Source organism: Synechococcus sp. LTW-R (assembly GCF_014217875.1).
GTDB lineage: Bacteria > Cyanobacteriota > Cyanobacteriia > PCC-6307 > Cyanobiaceae > Vulcanococcus.
Window position 1 is genome coordinate 1,603,096 of the sequence record NZ_CP059060.1, and the last position, 17,319, is coordinate 1,620,414.

General features: G+C 53.2%; 17 protein-coding genes and 1 tRNA gene. 12 read left to right on the forward strand and 6 right to left on the reverse strand.

What is annotated here, in order from left to right:
- Nucleotides 1-2 precede the first annotated feature (2 nt).
- From H0O22_RS09135 to rffA, 7 genes are all read left to right on the forward strand, one after another.
- On the forward strand, nucleotides 3-1,016 hold the full coding sequence (locus H0O22_RS09135) for a glycosyltransferase (protein WP_185186361.1): 1,014 nt from the start codon (nucleotides 3-5) through the stop codon (nucleotides 1,014-1,016).
- The gene (locus tag H0O22_RS09140; protein ID WP_185186362.1) at nucleotides 1,009-1,797 is read left to right on the forward strand and encodes a GNAT family N-acetyltransferase; all 789 of its coding nucleotides are present in this window, start codon (nucleotides 1,009-1,011) and stop codon (nucleotides 1,795-1,797) included. The genes H0O22_RS09135 and H0O22_RS09140 overlap by 8 nt, the downstream gene beginning before the upstream one ends.
- A gap of 48 nt (nucleotides 1,798-1,845) precedes the next feature.
- The gene (locus tag H0O22_RS09145) at nucleotides 1,846-2,259 is read left to right on the forward strand and encodes an EamA family transporter (protein WP_185186363.1); all 414 of its coding nucleotides are present in this window, start codon (nucleotides 1,846-1,848) and stop codon (nucleotides 2,257-2,259) included.
- A 168-nt stretch (nucleotides 2,260-2,427) separates the two neighbouring features.
- A complete protein-coding gene (locus H0O22_RS13455) occupies nucleotides 2,428-2,742 on the forward strand; it encodes a hypothetical protein (protein WP_370521518.1) in 315 nt (104 codons plus the stop codon).
- A 1-nt stretch (nucleotide 2,743) separates the two neighbouring features.
- Nucleotides 2,744-4,189, forward strand: a complete 1,446-nt coding sequence (locus H0O22_RS09155; RefSeq protein WP_185186365.1) for a GMC oxidoreductase — start codon at nucleotides 2,744-2,746, stop codon at nucleotides 4,187-4,189.
- A 6-nt stretch (nucleotides 4,190-4,195) separates the two neighbouring features.
- A complete protein-coding gene (locus H0O22_RS09160) occupies nucleotides 4,196-5,443 on the forward strand; it encodes a DegT/DnrJ/EryC1/StrS family aminotransferase (RefSeq protein ID WP_255439253.1) in 1,248 nt (415 codons plus the stop codon).
- The gene (gene rffA / locus H0O22_RS09165; RefSeq protein WP_185186367.1) at nucleotides 5,443-6,579 is read left to right on the forward strand and encodes a dTDP-4-amino-4,6-dideoxygalactose transaminase; all 1,137 of its coding nucleotides are present in this window, start codon (nucleotides 5,443-5,445) and stop codon (nucleotides 6,577-6,579) included. Before H0O22_RS09160 ends, rffA begins: the two co-directional genes overlap by 1 nt.
- On the opposite strand, the gene H0O22_RS09170 is transcribed toward rffA, so the two are convergent.
- From H0O22_RS09170 to H0O22_RS09185, 4 genes are all read right to left on the reverse strand, one after another.
- Nucleotides 6,576-7,877 (reverse strand): hypothetical protein, encoded by a 1,302-nt coding sequence (locus H0O22_RS09170; protein ID WP_185186368.1) that lies wholly within the window; start codon nucleotides 7,875-7,877, stop codon nucleotides 6,576-6,578. The genes rffA and H0O22_RS09170 overlap by 4 nt on opposite strands.
- A 304-nt stretch (nucleotides 7,878-8,181) precedes the next feature.
- A complete protein-coding gene (locus H0O22_RS09175; protein WP_185186369.1) occupies nucleotides 8,182-9,174 on the reverse strand; it encodes a Gfo/Idh/MocA family protein in 993 nt (330 codons plus the stop codon).
- Between the two features lie 34 nt (nucleotides 9,175-9,208).
- Nucleotides 9,209-10,492 (reverse strand): hemolysin family protein, encoded by a 1,284-nt coding sequence (locus H0O22_RS09180; RefSeq protein WP_185186370.1) that lies wholly within the window; start codon nucleotides 10,490-10,492, stop codon nucleotides 9,209-9,211.
- Between the two features lie 10 nt (nucleotides 10,493-10,502).
- Nucleotides 10,503-10,575 (reverse strand) — tRNA-Ile (locus H0O22_RS09185).
- Nucleotides 10,576-10,666: 91 nt separating this feature from the next.
- Between H0O22_RS09185 and H0O22_RS13460 the strand changes: the two genes are divergently transcribed.
- The 3 genes from H0O22_RS13460 (at nucleotide 10,667) to H0O22_RS09200 (ending at nucleotide 12,585) form a co-directional block, all read left to right on the forward strand.
- The gene (locus H0O22_RS13460) at nucleotides 10,667-11,068 is read left to right on the forward strand and encodes a hypothetical protein (protein ID WP_185186371.1); all 402 of its coding nucleotides are present in this window, start codon (nucleotides 10,667-10,669) and stop codon (nucleotides 11,066-11,068) included.
- Between the two features lie 75 nt (nucleotides 11,069-11,143).
- Nucleotides 11,144-11,728 carry an orotate phosphoribosyltransferase gene (pyrE, locus tag H0O22_RS09195; protein ID WP_185186372.1) on the forward strand — a complete coding sequence of 195 codons (585 nt, stop codon included), beginning with the start codon at nucleotides 11,144-11,146 and terminating at the stop codon, nucleotides 11,726-11,728.
- Nucleotides 11,725-12,585, forward strand: a complete 861-nt coding sequence (locus H0O22_RS09200) for a folate-binding protein YgfZ (protein WP_185186373.1) — start codon at nucleotides 11,725-11,727, stop codon at nucleotides 12,583-12,585. The genes pyrE and H0O22_RS09200 overlap by 4 nt, the downstream gene beginning before the upstream one ends.
- Here the strand turns inward: H0O22_RS09200 and H0O22_RS09205 are convergent.
- On the reverse strand, nucleotides 12,582-14,039 hold the full coding sequence (locus H0O22_RS09205) for a TM0106 family RecB-like putative nuclease (protein WP_185186374.1): 1,458 nt from the start codon (nucleotides 14,037-14,039) through the stop codon (nucleotides 12,582-12,584). The genes H0O22_RS09200 and H0O22_RS09205 overlap by 4 nt on opposite strands.
- Before the next feature lie 100 nt (nucleotides 14,040-14,139).
- On the opposite strand from H0O22_RS09205, the gene H0O22_RS09210 reads away from it, so the two are divergent.
- Entirely contained in the window at nucleotides 14,140-15,606 is a 1,467-nt protein-coding gene (locus H0O22_RS09210) for a phosphoglucomutase/phosphomannomutase family protein (protein WP_185186375.1), read from the forward strand.
- Entirely contained in the window at nucleotides 15,606-16,193 is a 588-nt protein-coding gene (gene rdgB, locus H0O22_RS09215) for an RdgB/HAM1 family non-canonical purine NTP pyrophosphatase (RefSeq protein ID WP_185186376.1), read from the forward strand. The genes H0O22_RS09210 and rdgB overlap by 1 nt, the downstream gene beginning before the upstream one ends.
- A gap of 9 nt (nucleotides 16,194-16,202) precedes the next feature.
- Here rdgB and H0O22_RS09220 read toward each other — a convergent pair whose 3' ends face one another.
- Nucleotides 16,203-17,318: a 3-dehydroquinate synthase gene (locus H0O22_RS09220; protein WP_185186377.1), complete on the reverse strand. Its 1,116-nt coding sequence runs from the start codon at nucleotides 17,316-17,318 to the stop codon at nucleotides 16,203-16,205.
- Between the last annotated feature and the right edge of the window lies 1 nt (nucleotide 17,319).

Below are 17,319 nucleotides of genomic sequence, written 5' to 3' on the forward strand. Positions count from 1 at the left end.
GGATGAAAGTTAAGTATATTGCTGAAGAACAAGATCACACAACCAAAGAAGAAAGACTTCCAATTGTCATGAGATCGATGAAAGAAAAGCTTGTCACTGTGGTAATTCCGACATTCCGCTCAAACGGAAGAGTCATTGAAACTGCAGATGACGTCAGGAAGCGCCTAAGAGAATTGGACATCCAAAACGAAGTTATAGTTGTCGAGGACTGCGGAAGGGACAACACATGGGATGCACTGGTGAACTATGCGGAAAACGAGAGAGGTTTCAAGGCAATTCAACTTAGACGAAACTATGGCCAACACAATGCAATCCTGTGCGGGATAGTCAATGCCAAAGGTGATCTCATCATCACAATGGACGATGACGGCCAGCATGACCCAGAAGAGATAGAGAAACTAATTGTCAAACTCGATGAGGGGTGGGACGTTGTTTATGGAACGCCACTAAGAGAAGCACATAGCCGGAGAAGAACGCTAGCCTCAAGATTAACAAAGATGGCCCTCCAGCTGTCAGCAAACGGGAGCAAGACAGTGAACATATCGGCGTTCAGGGCCATAAGAGCCGAAATATGCGAGCCTTTCAAGAATTACCAAAGCAGATCCGTCAACCTTGACGCTTTGCTGCACTGGCAAACAGACAGAATAAGCGCTATTAAGGTAAACCACCGAGGGAGACTGCACGGCGATAGCACTTATTCGCTCAGAAAGCTTGTGAAGCACACTACAAATATGGTCATAGGATTTTCATCGCTCCCACTACGCGCCGCAAGCTATACGGGCATAGCAATAGCCGCAGGTGGCATCTGTGCACTTTTGTTTGTATTGTCAGGATGGATAGCAAACGGAAGCGTAGTGCCTGGATTTGCATTTTTGGCTTGCCTGATGTGCATATTTGCTGGCACACAGTTAGTAGCACTCGGCCTAATCGGTGAGTACATATCACGAATATACGGAAGGTCACTTAATCAGCCCGTATTTACGGTGGCCAAGGTGGTGGAAGGCCGAAATGATTGACTCAGACCTGAACTACTACGAATGGAGCGACTCCGGAGTCAGCGTTGTTGGACACCTGTGCGAGCATGACTCACTAGCACTGGGAGAAAAGATTTTTCAAATCGATGAGATCGGCATGCCGGACTACACCTGCAGCCCAAAGTCAGCAGAAAGCTTCAGAAGGTTTCTGCTGAATGAAGGCTTCACAGGCGCAACGGCTAGGGTGAAGATAGGAAGCCAAGAGGCGATCACCTTTCTGCAATCCTGCGAGTTTATTTTTATTGAAACAATAATCGAACCCTTTGTACAAACAAAGACATTTGACGGAGAATACGACTGGAGCACAAGAATTAGACCTGCCGAAATAGAGGACATTCAGCATTTAAAGGAGATGGCTTTTGAGGCATTTTCACTAGAAAGATATCATTCAGACAATAGGTATGACAGCAGACTTGCCAGCAAGAGATACTCAGACTGGATAGAAAAGGCAGTCCTAGAAAGAGGAGAACAAGTTGTCGACGTCGTTATCCAAGAAGGACTGCAGGTTGGCTTCTTTATAAGTAAATTTAACGAGAATGGGGAAGAATGCATGTGGCTTCTGAATTGCATTGCCCCAAGCCATCAAGGGAAGGGAATTGGGAAGCGCGCTTGGACTGCAATGATTTATAAACTAAAGCAAGAAGGAGTCAAGACAATTAAAACATCAGTGACTGCAACCAATACAAGGGTTCTTGGTCTTTATAGCACCTTGCAATTTAGATATCTAGCCCCTCTGGCAACTTTTCACTGGAAAGAAGTCTAATAAGACACCTAATAAACAGGAATAGCTGGAGAATAGGTGAGGCCTTCAATGGCTGGCAATGGTGTTAAAGTTGCTCTATCAGATGGAATGACGATGAGGGAGCTCTTGCTAGCCGCGCCATCAATTATTCTGATCGGAAGCGCGAATGCAGTGATGAAGTGGAGATTGACAAGCACAAATAACGAAAGCGTCGCTGGAGATTTGGCACAAAAGATAATCCGACTAGTTTCAGATCCATTTTTGTTTGCAGCGGTCATTGGAACGATCGCTTCTATCCTATGGTGGCTATACATCATATCCAGGGTTCGAGTTTCTGTAGTCTACCCAATGATTCAAGCTGGAGCCATTGTATTCACTTCGGCTCTGGCAGCGGTATTTCTCCAAGAAAAGATCAATGGTGAACAGCTGACGGGGATGCTTCTCGTAATATCAGGTATATTTTTCCTAGCTGCGAGTCGCTAAATAGTGCCTAAGAACCCTAGGGACGGGATCTTCTTGGTCAAAGCGGCCGCAAGAAGATACCTACAGCTTGTATTGATGAATACCCTACCATTCTCGACTTGGAGAGTATTTGTACTCCGTCTGTGTGGAGTGCACATTGGCAAAGACTGTTACGTCGGATTTGGCGTTATGGTTGATACAAATTATCCAGAGCTAATTACTATTGGCAACTCTGTAACCATATCCCACTCATGCTATATATTTACTCATACTCAGACACCGGCGCTATCAAGACTTGGGAAAACTTTTGATTCTGTAAAGGGTGTGAAGCTTTTTAGCGGTGCCTGGATAGGAGCTTCATCCTTGATTTTACCAGGAGCGGTAGTAGAGGAAGACTGTATGGTGGGGGCTGGCTCTACGGTACGAGGAACATTGAGAAAGGGTTGCCTTTACATGGGTAATCCTGCGAAGCTGGTGAGAGAGATTTTTAGAGACTCGTACTAAGGTGAAAATTCTTGTTGTCGGTACTGGGTTGGCAGCATATGGTTGTTGCAAGGCTCTTATAGAGAATATGGTTGATAACATACATGTATATGATATTGGCCTAACTCACAGGGGTGAGTTCTGTGTTGCCAAGGAAGTACTGAATGCATCGAGTGGTGACGGGTCATTCTTTGAATACGGTATAAATGATTTGAACCTAAGACCTCGTCTTAAGTCAAAGCGCTTATGCTCAAGCCACGCAGCCGGTGGATTCTCTAGAGTATATAGTGGGTCAATATTGAGACCTCAAAATGAGGATCTCATTGACTGGCCTGAAGATTCGATTCCTGAAGATAACGACTTTAAAGCGATTATTTCTTCGTTAGATATTTGCCAGTTTAAAGATGACTTGGCTACTCTTGCTCCACTAGATGGTACTTCACCACGAATCTCTCCCGAGCTCAGCTGTTATTTAGGCAGGTCTCGAATAGCACTAAGCCAAGACAAAGAGATTGACGGATGTGTTAACTCGTCAAAAAGTACATTCTGCAGCAGTGCAGCTTTTGATGCTTGGTCTAGTCTTGGGGTAATAAGATATTTTTCAGGTGTTTACGTGGAGTCAGTTAAGCAAGGCAGAAACAAAGTAGATGTTTACTGCAGACGTGGCAGTAAATCGTTTATAGAAGCGTTCGACAAGATTTATCTTGCAGCGGGATGTGTTAACACAACGAGCATTATCGGCCACAGCATGGGAGAGAGCAAGGAGCTATATATCAAGTCTGCACCGATACACCTCGGTGCTTACATTAGGTGGAAGTTTCGCAGAGACAAGAGCGAAGCGAGATGTAATTCTATCGTGGAAGGCACCATTCCCGATAGATGCCAATACTTCCATGAGTTCAAGTCAGCGAATACTGGATATCGTTGGTCACATACACAGCTAGGTCCAATGAATACAGATGTGCGAGAGAAGGTGTCAGGATTAGTACCTCTCTGTCTTACAAGGTATATGAATATGTTATTGAAGAATGTCTGGTTTTCGATTAGCACACTTAACTCTACGACAGGGGAAGATATACCCATTGTAGTTGATTCAGTTGGACCTACTATTATGGATAGATTAACTAAGATTAACGAAAGACCTCTCAGGAGAAGGTTGCGATACAGCCTAGAGTTAAAACTGAGAATCCTTAGCAAGTTCAAGACTCTGAAACTGTTGCCTATCCCTTTTGGATCGATTATTGGGGATGTATTAAGAAAAAACCGACTTGGGGGGTGGCACATCGGTGGATCACTACCAATGAGTGCTCGGTCGGAATCCCCATACACCTGTAAGCCGACTGGAGAACTTAGAGGAATCAAAGGCGTTTATGTGGTTGACTCAGCGGGTTTTCCATCCGTACCGGGAAGTTCAATAGCATTGCTAAGCATGGCTAACGCTTATCATATAGCTAGGAATTCACTTTAATAGCCGATGCGAATCTCTAGGGGCAGCATTCATCACGAGATTCACGAAGACATCTTAAGTCTCATTCACTCATGCGTAGATCCTGGATTGTCTAAAGCTGCGAGCGCAAAGCAGAAGACAGAGGTTGAAGACGCTATAACACTCTACTTTAGAACTAAGGATTCGAAGCTTTATACGCTCGCAAGGACAGCTTTGCTTGAGATCTTGCTATCACTTGACCTCGAGAAAGGATCTAAAGTCTTAATGACGCCGATCAATATATATCCCATGAAAGAAGTTATTGAGCACGTTGGATGTACGCCTATATTTGTGGATATTGATCCAGGGCATGCTTTCCTCCCTAGCCTCGATGATTTAGAAAAGCAGTTAAGGATGAAGCCTGCATGCTTTTTGATAACACACCTATTTGGGATGGCTGGAAATATAGAAGAGATCGCAGAGCTTTGCCGAAGATATGATGTTATCCTGATCGAGGATATATCACAATCGATTGGAGCAAGATACAACGGTAAGCATTTAGGGACTTTTGGTGATTTCGCTATCTGTAGCTGCTCGATTACAAAGTATCTAGATGCTTACGGCGGCGGTTTTGCGTTGATAAATGACAATCATTCGAACTTCGCAAGTTCTAGCCTTAATGCCTTAGAGATGAGGCCACCATCAAGACGTAGATTGACTTCAAGTATTTTTACAACCTTAGCGTGGAATATTGCGTTAAGTTTGTCTTTTTTCTCGGTTTTTACTTATCCGGTTCTTAGAATAGTCTTGCGCCTAGATAAGAAGCTATATGGCAGACTCTTAGGGGCCAAGATCAAAGAGATGGGCTCAGATACGCTGCCTAGTTTTTACACAGAAGACATTAGTGTATTGCAGGCGAGGATGATTGCGAGGGGACTTGAGCGCCTAGACTATATTATTAGACAGAGGCGAGAATGTTTTGATAAGTTTTCGGAGGCTTATGAAGCCGTACATGGATGTCGATATATAATTGGGACAGATATTGAATTAGAGGATATTAGTTCCTATCATGTTTATTGGCAGGTTCTCTTGCCAGTCGGTAAGCAAGACAATGCGCGTTATCAGCTGCTAAAACTCGGGATCGAAACGGGTGGTACAAATCTACCCGTCCTTGGCTCTGAATCTGTATCTGAAAGTTGGAGGATCAAGAACAATATGCTGTTTGTTCCTCTTCACAAAGGGCTAGGTGTCAATGACTATGCTTCAATAATCAGTGCTTACAAACTTCTCGGTTAATGTCAGCCAAAGAAGTCCCATTCAATAAGCCGTACCTAACTGGTGATGAGATTCGGTTTATTCAAGATGCTCATCATAGGGGGCAGCTGTCTGGAGATGGTTACTATACTGGTCTATGTAGTCAATGGATAAAAAATAATCTAAACTGTGGAAAAGTCTTGTTGACTCATTCGTGCACGGCTGCACTAGAGATGTCTGCGCTCTTAGGGAATCTCAGCGAAGGCGACGAGGTCATAATGCCTTCATACACATTTGTATCAACTGCCAATGCATTTGTACTTAGGGGTATCAGACCTATATTTGTAGATATTCGACCGGACACTCTCAATATAGATGAAACAAAGATTGAAGCAGCTATCACTAGCAAAACAAAAGCTATAGTCGTAGTTCATTATGCTGGCGTTGCCTGTGAATTAGACGCAATCATCGCTATTGCCCAAAGGCATGAACTACTTCTAGTAGAAGATGCTGCACAGGCATTTCTTTCAAAGTATAAAGACGAATACCTCGGAACGTTTGGCAATCTTGCAACTTTTTCTTTCCATGAAACAAAGAATATAATTTCAGGAGAGGGTGGAGCGCTAATCATTAATGAAAAAGAACTCTTTGTAAGATCAGAGATTATTAGAGAGAAAGGTACAAACCGTAGTCAGTTTTTCAGGGGAGAGATTGACAAGTACAACTGGGTAGACCTCGGTTCATCCTTCTTGCCAGGCGAAATAGTGTCTGCTTTCTTATGGGGACAATTGAAGTCTGCATTTAAGATAACATCAACACGTATAGAGTACTGGAACGAGTATCACTTAGCGTTTTCGAGTTATGAGGCTAAAGGGATTCTTACTAGACCTTGGGTTCCCAGTCACTGCACCCACAATGCTCACATGTACTATTTGATTTTCGAGAAGCCAGATGTTAGGAGTTTTTTTATTAAAGAAATGAAGGATCGGGGTATTCATTGTGTCTTTCACTATGTCCCGCTTCATAACTCCCCGTTCGTGAAGGGGAAGTTCCCCGAAGTGCAATCCTTACCAGTGACTGAGAGGGTTAGCGATTGCTTAGTACGTTTGCCCATGTGGATCGGAATGGATCAGAGCCTTATCCTCAAACACGCGAAAGAAGTATTAAATTGCATTTAGGGATCAGCTAAATAGTCCGAGGGACTATTATCTCCAATAATTGCTTGAGCTGATGCAGCTAAATATGCAATAGCGCAACCTACCGAAAATGGCATGGAGATATAGTCGCAATAATCAACTGCGAGGAATTGCAGCTCAGGGAAGTAGGGGCGGTAATTATAGAATAGAATGTACAAGCTCGAGGCTCCAAAAGTTAATATGGATAGCATATTACTCTTTGTATATCTTATATTTTGAGTCTCGCTTCGCGCACTCATTAATCCTGCTAGTGAAAGGAAGAGTAGTCCCAGAGATACAAGTTTATAGTTTGCTGAGCTTGTAAAGAAATACATTATAATAAACGAAGAGGCCCCCAATGCGGCTGTCATAATTGGGGTAAGAGAATCGCCCTTATAGTGACGTATAGCTTGCTTTAGAATTTTGTTAGCTACGCTTGCAAATGTGAGAAATCCAATAGTTGCGATTACAATCTTGAGATAATTTAATAAGTTCAAGCTGTTGTGTGCATTCGGTACTTGAAATCCAAAAACAATTCCTGGGTCAACATGTAGATTACTTGCGAATGAACCAGGCGCTGTACCTGAGATTGTGAGAAGCAATAACGAAATTGGAATTAACGCATAAAGAAACACCTTTAGGTATCGATTAGAAACTAGAATAGAGTTTACGAGCACTGAATAGATGAAGAGATACGGAAGAGTGAATCCCTTAATCAATACACTAAGAAAAATAAGTAGGCCTGCAGACAATATATTTTTGTTAGATCTTCTCTGATATGTCTTTGACAGGAAGAGTGGAAAAGCCAGTAAGGCAAGAATCCAGGCAATCTGATCGAGCTGGCCCCTCTCGATCACATAACGAAATGGGAAAGAATATATGAGTAGTGAATATGCAATGAGACAGCAGAGATTGGAAATGCGTAAATTCTTCTCAATTTTTGTTGCGGTCACAAGGCATGACATCAAAAAGAATGTCCCCAGAAGAAAGCCGCTTAGATTTGGATGCTTAACTAACCAGCCAGGAATGAGATTATATATATAGAAGGCCGCAGTTGGATAGTCGAATTCCCCTCGTATAACTCCATAAAAGCTATCGCTGCAAGAACCAAGTATTTTAAACTGATGAATTGGTATGTGACATTGATAGTTAAGTATCAGAATATATAAGTCTCTGAATTGGGGTGTAGCCTTAGGGACTCCGTTAAACAGAGACTTGCCGAGGCCGAAAATATCCAGATCTGATGAATAAAGAAATAGTTCAACTACAAGAGGTACGGAAACAAAGAAATACTTAAACATTAATTAGAGAGCGGACAATATAAGAAGACATTATAAGCAGAATAGAGGTAAATATATAGCTATTGGCAAATAGACCTATGCTAGAGACAAAGCTTGAACTTCTACTTGCGAAGGCGACTCCAACGACGGCTTGGATCATGGTGGTGACGACGACCGTCAATTTCAAGTCAATTGAGAACACGGCCGTTATTGAGCGGGCAGGAGAAATTAGTAGCTGCAGAAGCTGGCTATCAATGATAGAGGATACGGTCACAAGAGTCATTCTTTAAGATCAAGCCAAGACAGTGTGATGCATAGACTATGATCATATGGGGCTTGGCAAGCTTATGCATATATTAGAGTTGTCGACTGACTGTTCAATTAGATCGGCAAGTAGCAAAGCGCGCGATGCCTGTGGGCCGTCTACAGCAGGCTTTTCTTGTCCGCGAACGCACTGCAAGAAATGCTCTAATTCGGCCACTAGCGGATCTACCGGAGATGTGCTTACTTCTTCGATAAAACCATCGTTCCGATAAAGCAACTCACCATGGTCGGCACTGAAGGACTGATGGGTACGCCGATGGATCTGCAAGCTGCGATTGAGAAAATCTGTTTCCACAAGAGCACCACGGCAGTGGGCCGAAAGACTCCGGATCTTGCGATGGGCCATCTTGCTAGAGGTCAGACTAGCTACGATGCCGTTAGAAAATCCTAAGGTGGCATTGACGTAATCAATCGGGCCATCGGCGCTGCGGCCGCCTGCGGCGGCGAGACGCACAACCGGCGCCTGGGCCAGCTCGAGCACCAAATCGATGTCGTGAATCATCAGATCCAGGACCACTGATACATCGTTGGCGCGATCGGGATTGGGGCTATGTCGACGCGCCTCCAGCACCACAACCTCTTCTCCAGCCACCACCTTGATCAGCTCACGGAAGGCTGGATTGAAGCGCTCGATGTGACCGACCTGCAGCAATCGACCGGCTGCCTTGGCGGCTCGAATCAGATCGGAGGCCTCGTCTTGGGTTGCCGCGATCGGCTTCTCGATCAGGACGTGGACCCCGGCGTCAAAGCAGGCCATACCGACCCTGTGATGCAGCAGCGTCGGCACCGCGATGCACACGGCTTCGACCTCTTTGAGGAGATCGGCGTAGTCAGCGAACCAGCGGCAACTGAACTGCTCCACCGCCAGCTGGCCGCGATCGGGGTCCGGGTCAGCGACACCAACGAGCTCGGCATCCTTGAGCAAGCTGAGCACCCGGGCGTGGTGCCAGCCCATATTTCCAATTCCGATCACTCCAACGCGGACTGGCTTCATGGCGTTGGAGTTCCGGCCCAGCCATTATCAGGGATCAGAGGTCGTGTTCGCTGCTGGATTCAGCCAAACGGCGACTGATCTCTACACGTTCAATCCGAGGGCCATCCATCGCCAGGACCTCGAACTGATGCCCCTTCCAAAACACACTTTCCCCCGGTGAGGGGATGTGCTGAAGGCGCTCCAGAAGAAAACCGGCCAAGGTGTGGTGCTCATCGGATTCCGGCAGTTGGAGGTTGAGCTCCCGGTTGAGCTCATAAATCTCGAGATCGCCGGCCACCAGCCAGCTGTGGTCCTGTAGCTGCTGCAGATCCTCCTCAGGGTTTTCGGGATCCTCTTCCTCGCCGACGATCTCGCTGGTGAAGTCAGAAATGGTGACCAAACCCTCCGTACCGCCGTGCTCGTCCACCACCAACAGCAGCGGCTGACCACTGCGAATTAAGGGCAGCAAATCCGCCACCGGGGTGGTTTCTTGCACCTTGGTCACCGGGGTGACGTAGGGAGCCAGAGGCGTATCGCGCTGCAGCAGGCCCTTGGCAATCGGCTCAGCCAGACGGCGCAGGTCCAGCACCCCACGCACGTCATCAAGGGAACTGCCAAGGACGGGGAAACGGGCGTGATGGGTCGTGTGGACCGCTTCCATCAATTCGCCAAACCGCACCTCAAGCGGCAGGGTGACCATTCCGGAACGGGGCACCATCACCTCCCTGACCTGGGTGTCGCGCAGGGAGAAGAGCCCTTCCAACATGTCCCGTTCATCAGGCATCAAGCCGGTGACGCTGTCGGACTCAATCAGCGTTTCCAGCTCACCGGCGGAGAGGGCAGGCACCAACTGGTCCCAGTTGCGGGGCAAACCCAGCAGACGCAACACTCCATCGCCGAGGCGCTCCACTACGGCCAAAAATGGAGCCAGGGTTCGAATCAAGTTCTCCAGAACCGGAGCCAGGCGCAGGGCGGTGGCCTCCGGCCTGTGCAGAACCCAAGCTTTCGGCACCAACCCACCCACCAGGGTGGCCAGCAGCACCAACACGGCAAACACGCCAAAGTCCCACCAGACCTGCTGGCTGGAAGCGGTCGAGAGGCGCTCCGCCAGTGCACGGCCGCTCCAGCCCAGAGCCAACAGCGCCATGGCCATACCGAGCTGGGTCGCCACTAAGGCCCGGCGCAAACGACGCTGCAGGCGGGCAACGGCGGAGGCTCCAGCGTGACCGTCCTCCTGCAGCAACTGAACCCGGGTCGGGCGCAGGCGGATCAGCGCAAACTCGGACGCCGCGAAGAAGGCCAGCAGGATCAGCAGGGCCGCCGGAGCCAGGAATCGCATCGCCAAAGAGTGGGGGTCGCGAGGATCGAACTCGCCTAAGGCGGATTATGAGTCCGCTGCATTCACCAGATTGCTAGACCCCCAGCGGGTGTGATCTACCACAGGCCACGCAAGGGGGGGTTCTGAAGGAGCAATCGGCGTGCTGGAGAGGCTGCAGCCACCCTGGGCCAACCCTTGGCAGAAGCCATTGGACAGATCGGCGGTCCGCCATGGCAGGGGAGTGCTCTGGTGATCGAGCAACACTTGATAGGTGTTCTCGACGGCCGAACCGTCCCAAACAATCGTCTGATCGGGGAAGCCAAGGCCCATCACCCGGTTGCCCTCGCGGCCGCCCATGGCAATACCCAGGACATCGGTGATCTGATTCACCACGCTCACCCCGCGGGCGTAGGGGGCGGTGTAACTGAAGAAGCGCTGCTCCATCAACACCGGCGTAGTCGTCACAGGAGCGCAGCGACTCACTTCCACCAACGGCGAGCCGTCCAGAGGGGCCTCGATGCTGGTGCGGCAAACCACGGGCCCCGCCGAAACCGCCGGGATGGTCAAAACCGCCAAACCAGCAGGGAGAACAAGTGAGCGGAGCAACTGCATCCCCTTGGGCCGTGAGCTTTAGGCGCAAACTAGACAGACCGAGAGTCCGACGCCAGCGGAGTGACGACAACCATTTCCCTGCCTGCCACCAGCACCGAACAGCGGCAGCTGCTGCTGGAGCTGCTCGCCACGCGGGCCTACCGCCACGGCAACTTCACCCTGGCCTCCGGGCGCACCAGCAGTCACTACGTCAACTGCAAGCCCGTCAGCCTCAGTGGACTGGGCCTAGCGCTGCTGTCCGCACAAATGCTGGACCTGGTGGAGCCTGGTGCGGTGGCCGTCGCTGGCCTCACCCTCGGCGCCGACCCCCTGGTCAGTGGCGTCGCCCAAGCCGCGGCCTTGGCCGGGCAGGCGCTGGATGCACTGATCGTCCGCAAGGAGGCCAAGGGTCACGGCACCGGCGCCTGGCTGGAGGGCCCCCTGCCCGAACCCGGCAGCCACATCACCGTGCTGGAGGACGTCGTCACCACCGGCGGGTCCTCACTGAAAGCCGTCAAGCAATTGCGGGAAGCGGGTTACGTGGTCGAGCGCGTCGTGACGATCGTCGACCGCCAGGAGGGCGGCCTGGCCGCCATGCAGGAGGCCGGCCTCGAGCTGCGCAGCCTGTTCCAACTCGATGAAGTCGCAGCGGCACATCAGGCATGAGCGCAGCCAGCCGCTGGGGCACCCCCGTCAGCTTGATTCGCCTAGAGGGCAGCGACACCCGTCGCTTCCTGCACGGCCAAAGCAGCCAAGCGATTGAGCTGGCCCAGCCCGGCACCTGCCTCGCCACCTGCTTGATCAGTCCCACGGCCCGCATGCGCGGCCTGGCCCTGGTGGCCGTGGATGACACCGGCGCCGATCTGATCGTGATCGCCGGCGACGGCGAGACCATCCGCAGCGGCTTGGATCGCGTGCTCTTCCCGGCCGACAACGTGCGCCTGGGGGCAGTGGAACCCGCCACCCTCTGGCAATGGCAAAGCGATATCGAAGTCGAGGGCGCCGAGCTGTTGCGACCTGGCGTCGACCTCGGCAGCGGTCGCGCTGCAGCAGCCCTGCTGCAGCGATCTGGATCCGAACTGCCGTCTTGGCTGGGAGCCCTGCCGCAATGGTCCAGTGAACAGGTGGAATCGAACCGGCTCCACCACGGAATGCCCGCAGTACCCGGTGAACTCAACGACGACACCAATCCGTTTGAGCTCGGCCTGGCGGACTGGGTGAGCCTGAACAAAGGCTGCTACGTGGGCCAAGAGACCCTCGCGAAACTCGCCACCTACGACGGGGTCAAGCAGCAGCTGCGCTCTTGGCAAAGCACTGAAGCCGTTGAGCCAGGTACCACCCTGATCAACGCTGCAGGTGAACGCGCTGGTGTGGTGACCTCGGCACAAGGCAACCGGGGCCTGGCGTTGATCCGGCGGTCTTGCCTGGATGCGACCTCACTCCAAGCCGGGACGGTCTCGCTGAGCCTGAGCAAGCCGTTGGGCTTCATCGATCCGCCGGTGGGAGCGGGCGGTCAGGGCTAATTCCCGTTCTCCTCAAACAGCCAGCGCGCCACGACCCAAGTGGCCAGGGCGTCGTCGTGGTTGTAGCGGAAGATCCGGCGCAGGTTTTGGCGGGAGCCGCGGCCATCGGCGCCGGCTCCCCCCAGGCGCCAGCGCCGCCACCAGAGCAGCGCCCGAGCACCATCAACCCCCGGCTGACTCCAGCGGAAACCGAGCCAGCTGGCCACGGCTTTGAGGCCATAGCTGTTGGTGGGCATCCACCAGTGCTGGCGCAGACGCTGATGCACATCCAGCATCCGGGCCCGCAACGCCTTGAGCTCCCGCTCGCGCACCCCGAGGCGCTGGCCCATCTTCACCAGGGCCAAGACCTCCGTCTCACCGAAGTGCAACACCGGCCAATCGGGATAGGCCTCGAGCAGACGCATCAGACGCTCCCACAGCCGCTCTTCGCCGTGCTCGAGCAAGGCCAGTATTGGGTGATAGGGCGCTTCTGACGCCTGAGCCAGATCCGGCCAGCTGCCATCGGGATTGCGGGGCAGGCGCACAAAGCCGTGCAAGAAATCGTCCCGGGCATCGGGATCAGATTCGATGTCGTAGATCAGCACCCCAGGGGCATCCGCCAATTCCGGCAAAGCCACCAGGGGATCACGCCGCAGCGGTTCGGCCTTCGCCTGCACCTGGGCCTGGGTCACCAGCTGCGGGGCAATTTCGGCGTGCTGCTCGCCGTAGGTCATCAGCCGATCGGCCAGATCGCTTGGATCAGCCTGAGCCAGGGCCGTCAGGCGATCAATCCCCAGCTCAAGCAACATGTCGCGCCGCTTCGCGCCAATGCCGCTGACCTCGCTGAGGTGCCCTTCCGCCGCCGCCACTTGATCGCAGCTGGACTTCCAGCTGCAGAGCACGCACTTCTTGCGATCCGCCACCAACGGCGGCGGGGTGGGCCGGCGCAGGTCAGCGGCAAGGCGCTCCAGCGCCTCATCCAATTGACGCGGGAGGCTGCCGGCCAGGGGAACGGTCTCTTGCTGCAAGCCGCGCCCGGAGCCCGAAAGGACCAAGGCCGTTCGCACTGGTGCCTCTTGCACCTCCGCCAACAATCGACCCCAGAGGGCCAAGACATAGCGGTGCTCACGGGTGGTGCGCCGGCCGGGCCGGAACAGAACCGGCCGGTAGCTGTGGGCTCCCCATCGACTGGAGCCTTTGACCCGTTGCAGGAGAGGGGGGTGCGCTTCAACACCATCACCCTTCAGACGCAAGCCCACCAGTGCCGGAGCTCCCGCGCGGGCCGCCGCCTCGCCGTGGCCCGGGCGCTCTGGAAACAAGGTGGCAAAACTGCGGCGCTGCTCATCCAGCTGCAACTCCCGGTGGGAGGTCCAATGGCGCTGGCTGCTGTCGCCGTGGCAATCCAGCCAGGCGCGGCGCTTGCAGCGCAGCCAACTGCGCAACAGCCGGTCGGTCAGCAGGATTTGGCCAGGCACCCGTTGACGCTAGGTGGCCGTCTTCGGGTCCGGCACCTGGATCAACGCAGGCGGTGAGGCGGGCTGCTAGCACCATGAATAACGCCCGTGCCCTGCTCCGATGGCTTCAGCGCCCCTGCCCTTGGAGGCCAGCCCAATCGCCTTCGGCACCGATGGCTGGCGCGGCATCCTCGGCGTGGACATCACTGTCGAGAGGTTGCTGCCGGTGGCGGCGGCTTCGGCTCGGGAACTGGAGGCTTCGGCCCCGGCCGGCCTGACCAGCCGCGAAGTCGTGATCGGCTACGACCGCCGTTTCCTCGCGCCCGAACTCGCCGAAGCGATCTGCAGCGCCGTCCGCGGAGCTGACCTGGTACCGGTGCTGGCGGAGGCGCCCATCCCCACCCCAGCCGCGAGCTGGGCCGTGGTGGAGCGGCAAGCCATTGGCGCACTGGTGATCACCGCGAGCCACAACCCGCCGGAGTGGCTGGGCCTCAAGATCAAAGGTCCATTCGGGGGATCGGTAGAAGGGGACTTCACCCAGCGCGTCGAGCGGCGCCTACAAGCCGGCGGCATCTCCGTTCCGATCCAGGGGGAGACCCTGCGCTTTGACGCCATGGGGACCTACCTGGCCGGCCTCAAAGCCAAGGTCAACACCCAGGCCCTGAGCGACCGTCTCGAGCGCCTCGGCCTGCAGGTGATCGTCGATCCCATGCACGGCTCCGCGGCCGGCGGCCTCAGCCGCCTGCTGGAGGGCGCCGCCCAAAGCGATCACCTGCGCGAAATCCGCTCGAACCGCGACCCCCTCTTCGGCGGCAATCCACCGGAACCCCTCGCCCACTATCTGCAGGAGCTGATCGCGGAGGTGCGCGCTTCGACCCTGGCCGGCCGGCCAGCGGTGGGCATCGTGTTTGACGGCGATGGCGATCGCATTGCTGCGGTGGATGAGCAGGGACGCTTCTGCAGCACCCAGCTGCTGATGCCGCTGTTCATCGATCACCTGGCCCGCGCCAAGGGGCTGAGCGGTTCGGTCGTCAAAACCGTCAGCGGCTCGGACCTGATGCAACTGGTGGCTGAGGACCTGGGCTGCACGGTGCTGGAGAAGGCGGTGGGCTTCAAATACATCGCCGCCGAAATGCTCAGCAGTGACGTACTGGTGGGCGGCGAAGAATCGGGCGGTGTGGGCTTCGGCAGCCACCTGCCGGAGCGCGATGCCCTCTACGCCGCGCTGCTGTTGATTGAAGCTCTCGTGGAGGGAGGCAAGCCCCTCGGCGTCCGGGTTAGCGAACTCCAGGAGCGCTGCGGTGGTGCCGCGGCCTACGACCGCTTGGACCTGCGCCTACGCGACATGGCCACCCGGCAACGGCTCGAGCAGTACCTGGCCAGCACGCCACCGACGGAAGTCGCCGGAGCCGCAGTGCAAGAGGTCATCACCACCGATGGCGTGAAACTGCGGCTGGGCCCAAGCCACTGGTTGATGCTGCGCTTTTCCGGCACCGAGCCCCTGCTGCGCCTCTACTGCGAGGCCCCAAGCGAGGTACGGGTGGCTGAAGTACTCAGCTGGGCCCGCCAGCTTGCCGAGGGAATCTGATGACCACCCTGGTGATCGCCAGCGGTAATGCCGGCAAAGTGCGTGAGTTCGGCCAGCTGCTGGAGGGCCTGGGCCTCAACACCCAACCCCAGCCCGAAGGGATCGAGGTCGAGGAGACCGGTGCCACTTTTGCCGCCAACGCACGCCTGAAAGCTGAAGCCGTTGCAAAGGCAACGGGGCAGTGGGCCCTGGCCGACGACTCGGGACTGAGCGTGGATGCTTTAGGTGGCGCGCCTGGAGTGCACTCGGCCCGCTACGCCGCCACCGACGCCGCACGCATTGAGCGGCTGCTCCAGGAGCTCAACGCAGCCGGTGCGGACGCCCCAAGCTCGCGGTCAGCATGCTTTACCGCGGCTCTGGCTCTCGCTGACCCCAGCGGGCGCGTGGTTCTGGAAGTGGAAGGACATTGTCCCGGAGAAATCCTGAGAGAACGGCGCGGTGATGGAGGGTTTGGTTATGACCCCGTCTTTTACGTTGCAGAAGCTGGACTCTGCTTTGCAGAAATGTCCAAAGAGCTGAAGGCGGAATTGGGCCATCGTGGAAAAGCAGTCCAACGACTGAAAGCCGGGATCAGGAAGCTCCTCTGACCACGAAGTCTAAGCAATAGCCTTAAATGAATTCAAAAGAAGCTGCGGATCAGTTACCGTCAAAACAGACGCATCACCAACAGCATTCAGGACAACAAATCTAGAACCAGATGCAACACGCTTTTTGTCATTAACAAGACCCTCAACCAATTCGTTGGGAGTGGGATATTGATCCAGTCCAAGGTCGCAAAGAGCCCGTGGCAAACCAAAACTTTTAAGAACCGACTTTGTAACTTGCAGCAATGAAGATCGAGACAAACGAAGAGGCTCTTTTGCGGACCTTAATTGATCAGAAAGGGAAGCGGCAACGACCATGCCTAGAGAAACCGCTTCACCGTGACGCAGCGAGGAATGAGACAAGCCATAAAAGGACTCGATCGACTGTCCGAAGGTATGGCCATAATTAAGCAGAAGGCGTATAGATTTTTCTTTCAGATCTTCAGAAACATGACGAAGCTTTGTCGAAACAGACCAGTATACGACCTCTGCCAAATCCTGAAGATCTCGCGACATAATAGAAGTGGAATTAGCTTCAAATGAAGCTACCATTCTCGAATCAGACGTCAGTGCCATTTTGAGAGCTTCGCAAAGGCCTGCCTTGTAGTCCCTTTCATCAAGAGAAGTCAAAAAAGCAAGCTCCATAAAAGTTGCCACAGGATTATAATAAGAGCCCAAGAGATTGACCTGATTCCGATAGTTAATACCCGTCTTTCCCCCAACGGAGCTGTCAATCATCGCCGTCGTTGTTGTCGGAACGTGAACCAACGACACGCCACGCATGTAGGCACTGGCAACGAAGCCAACAAGATCGCCGATAACACCTCCACCGATGGCCACAAGCAGACCATCTCTAGGAAATGAAAGACTAAAGAGCCAATCAACAATGGCCTGGACAGCCACTAATCCCTTGGCATCGATACCGCCATCAAGATAGAAAACAGGATAGTCAGCGAGTATCGAGGTAGAAGCAATCGGAGAACTTAAAGACGACTCAAAGTATTTGTCGCATACGATTGCCACGCACTGAGCAGAAGCGAGATAATCGCTGAGCTCCTCTAGAACACCGCATCCGATCAGGATTGGATAACTATCACTACCAACAAATGCATTGATATACTTTTTCATG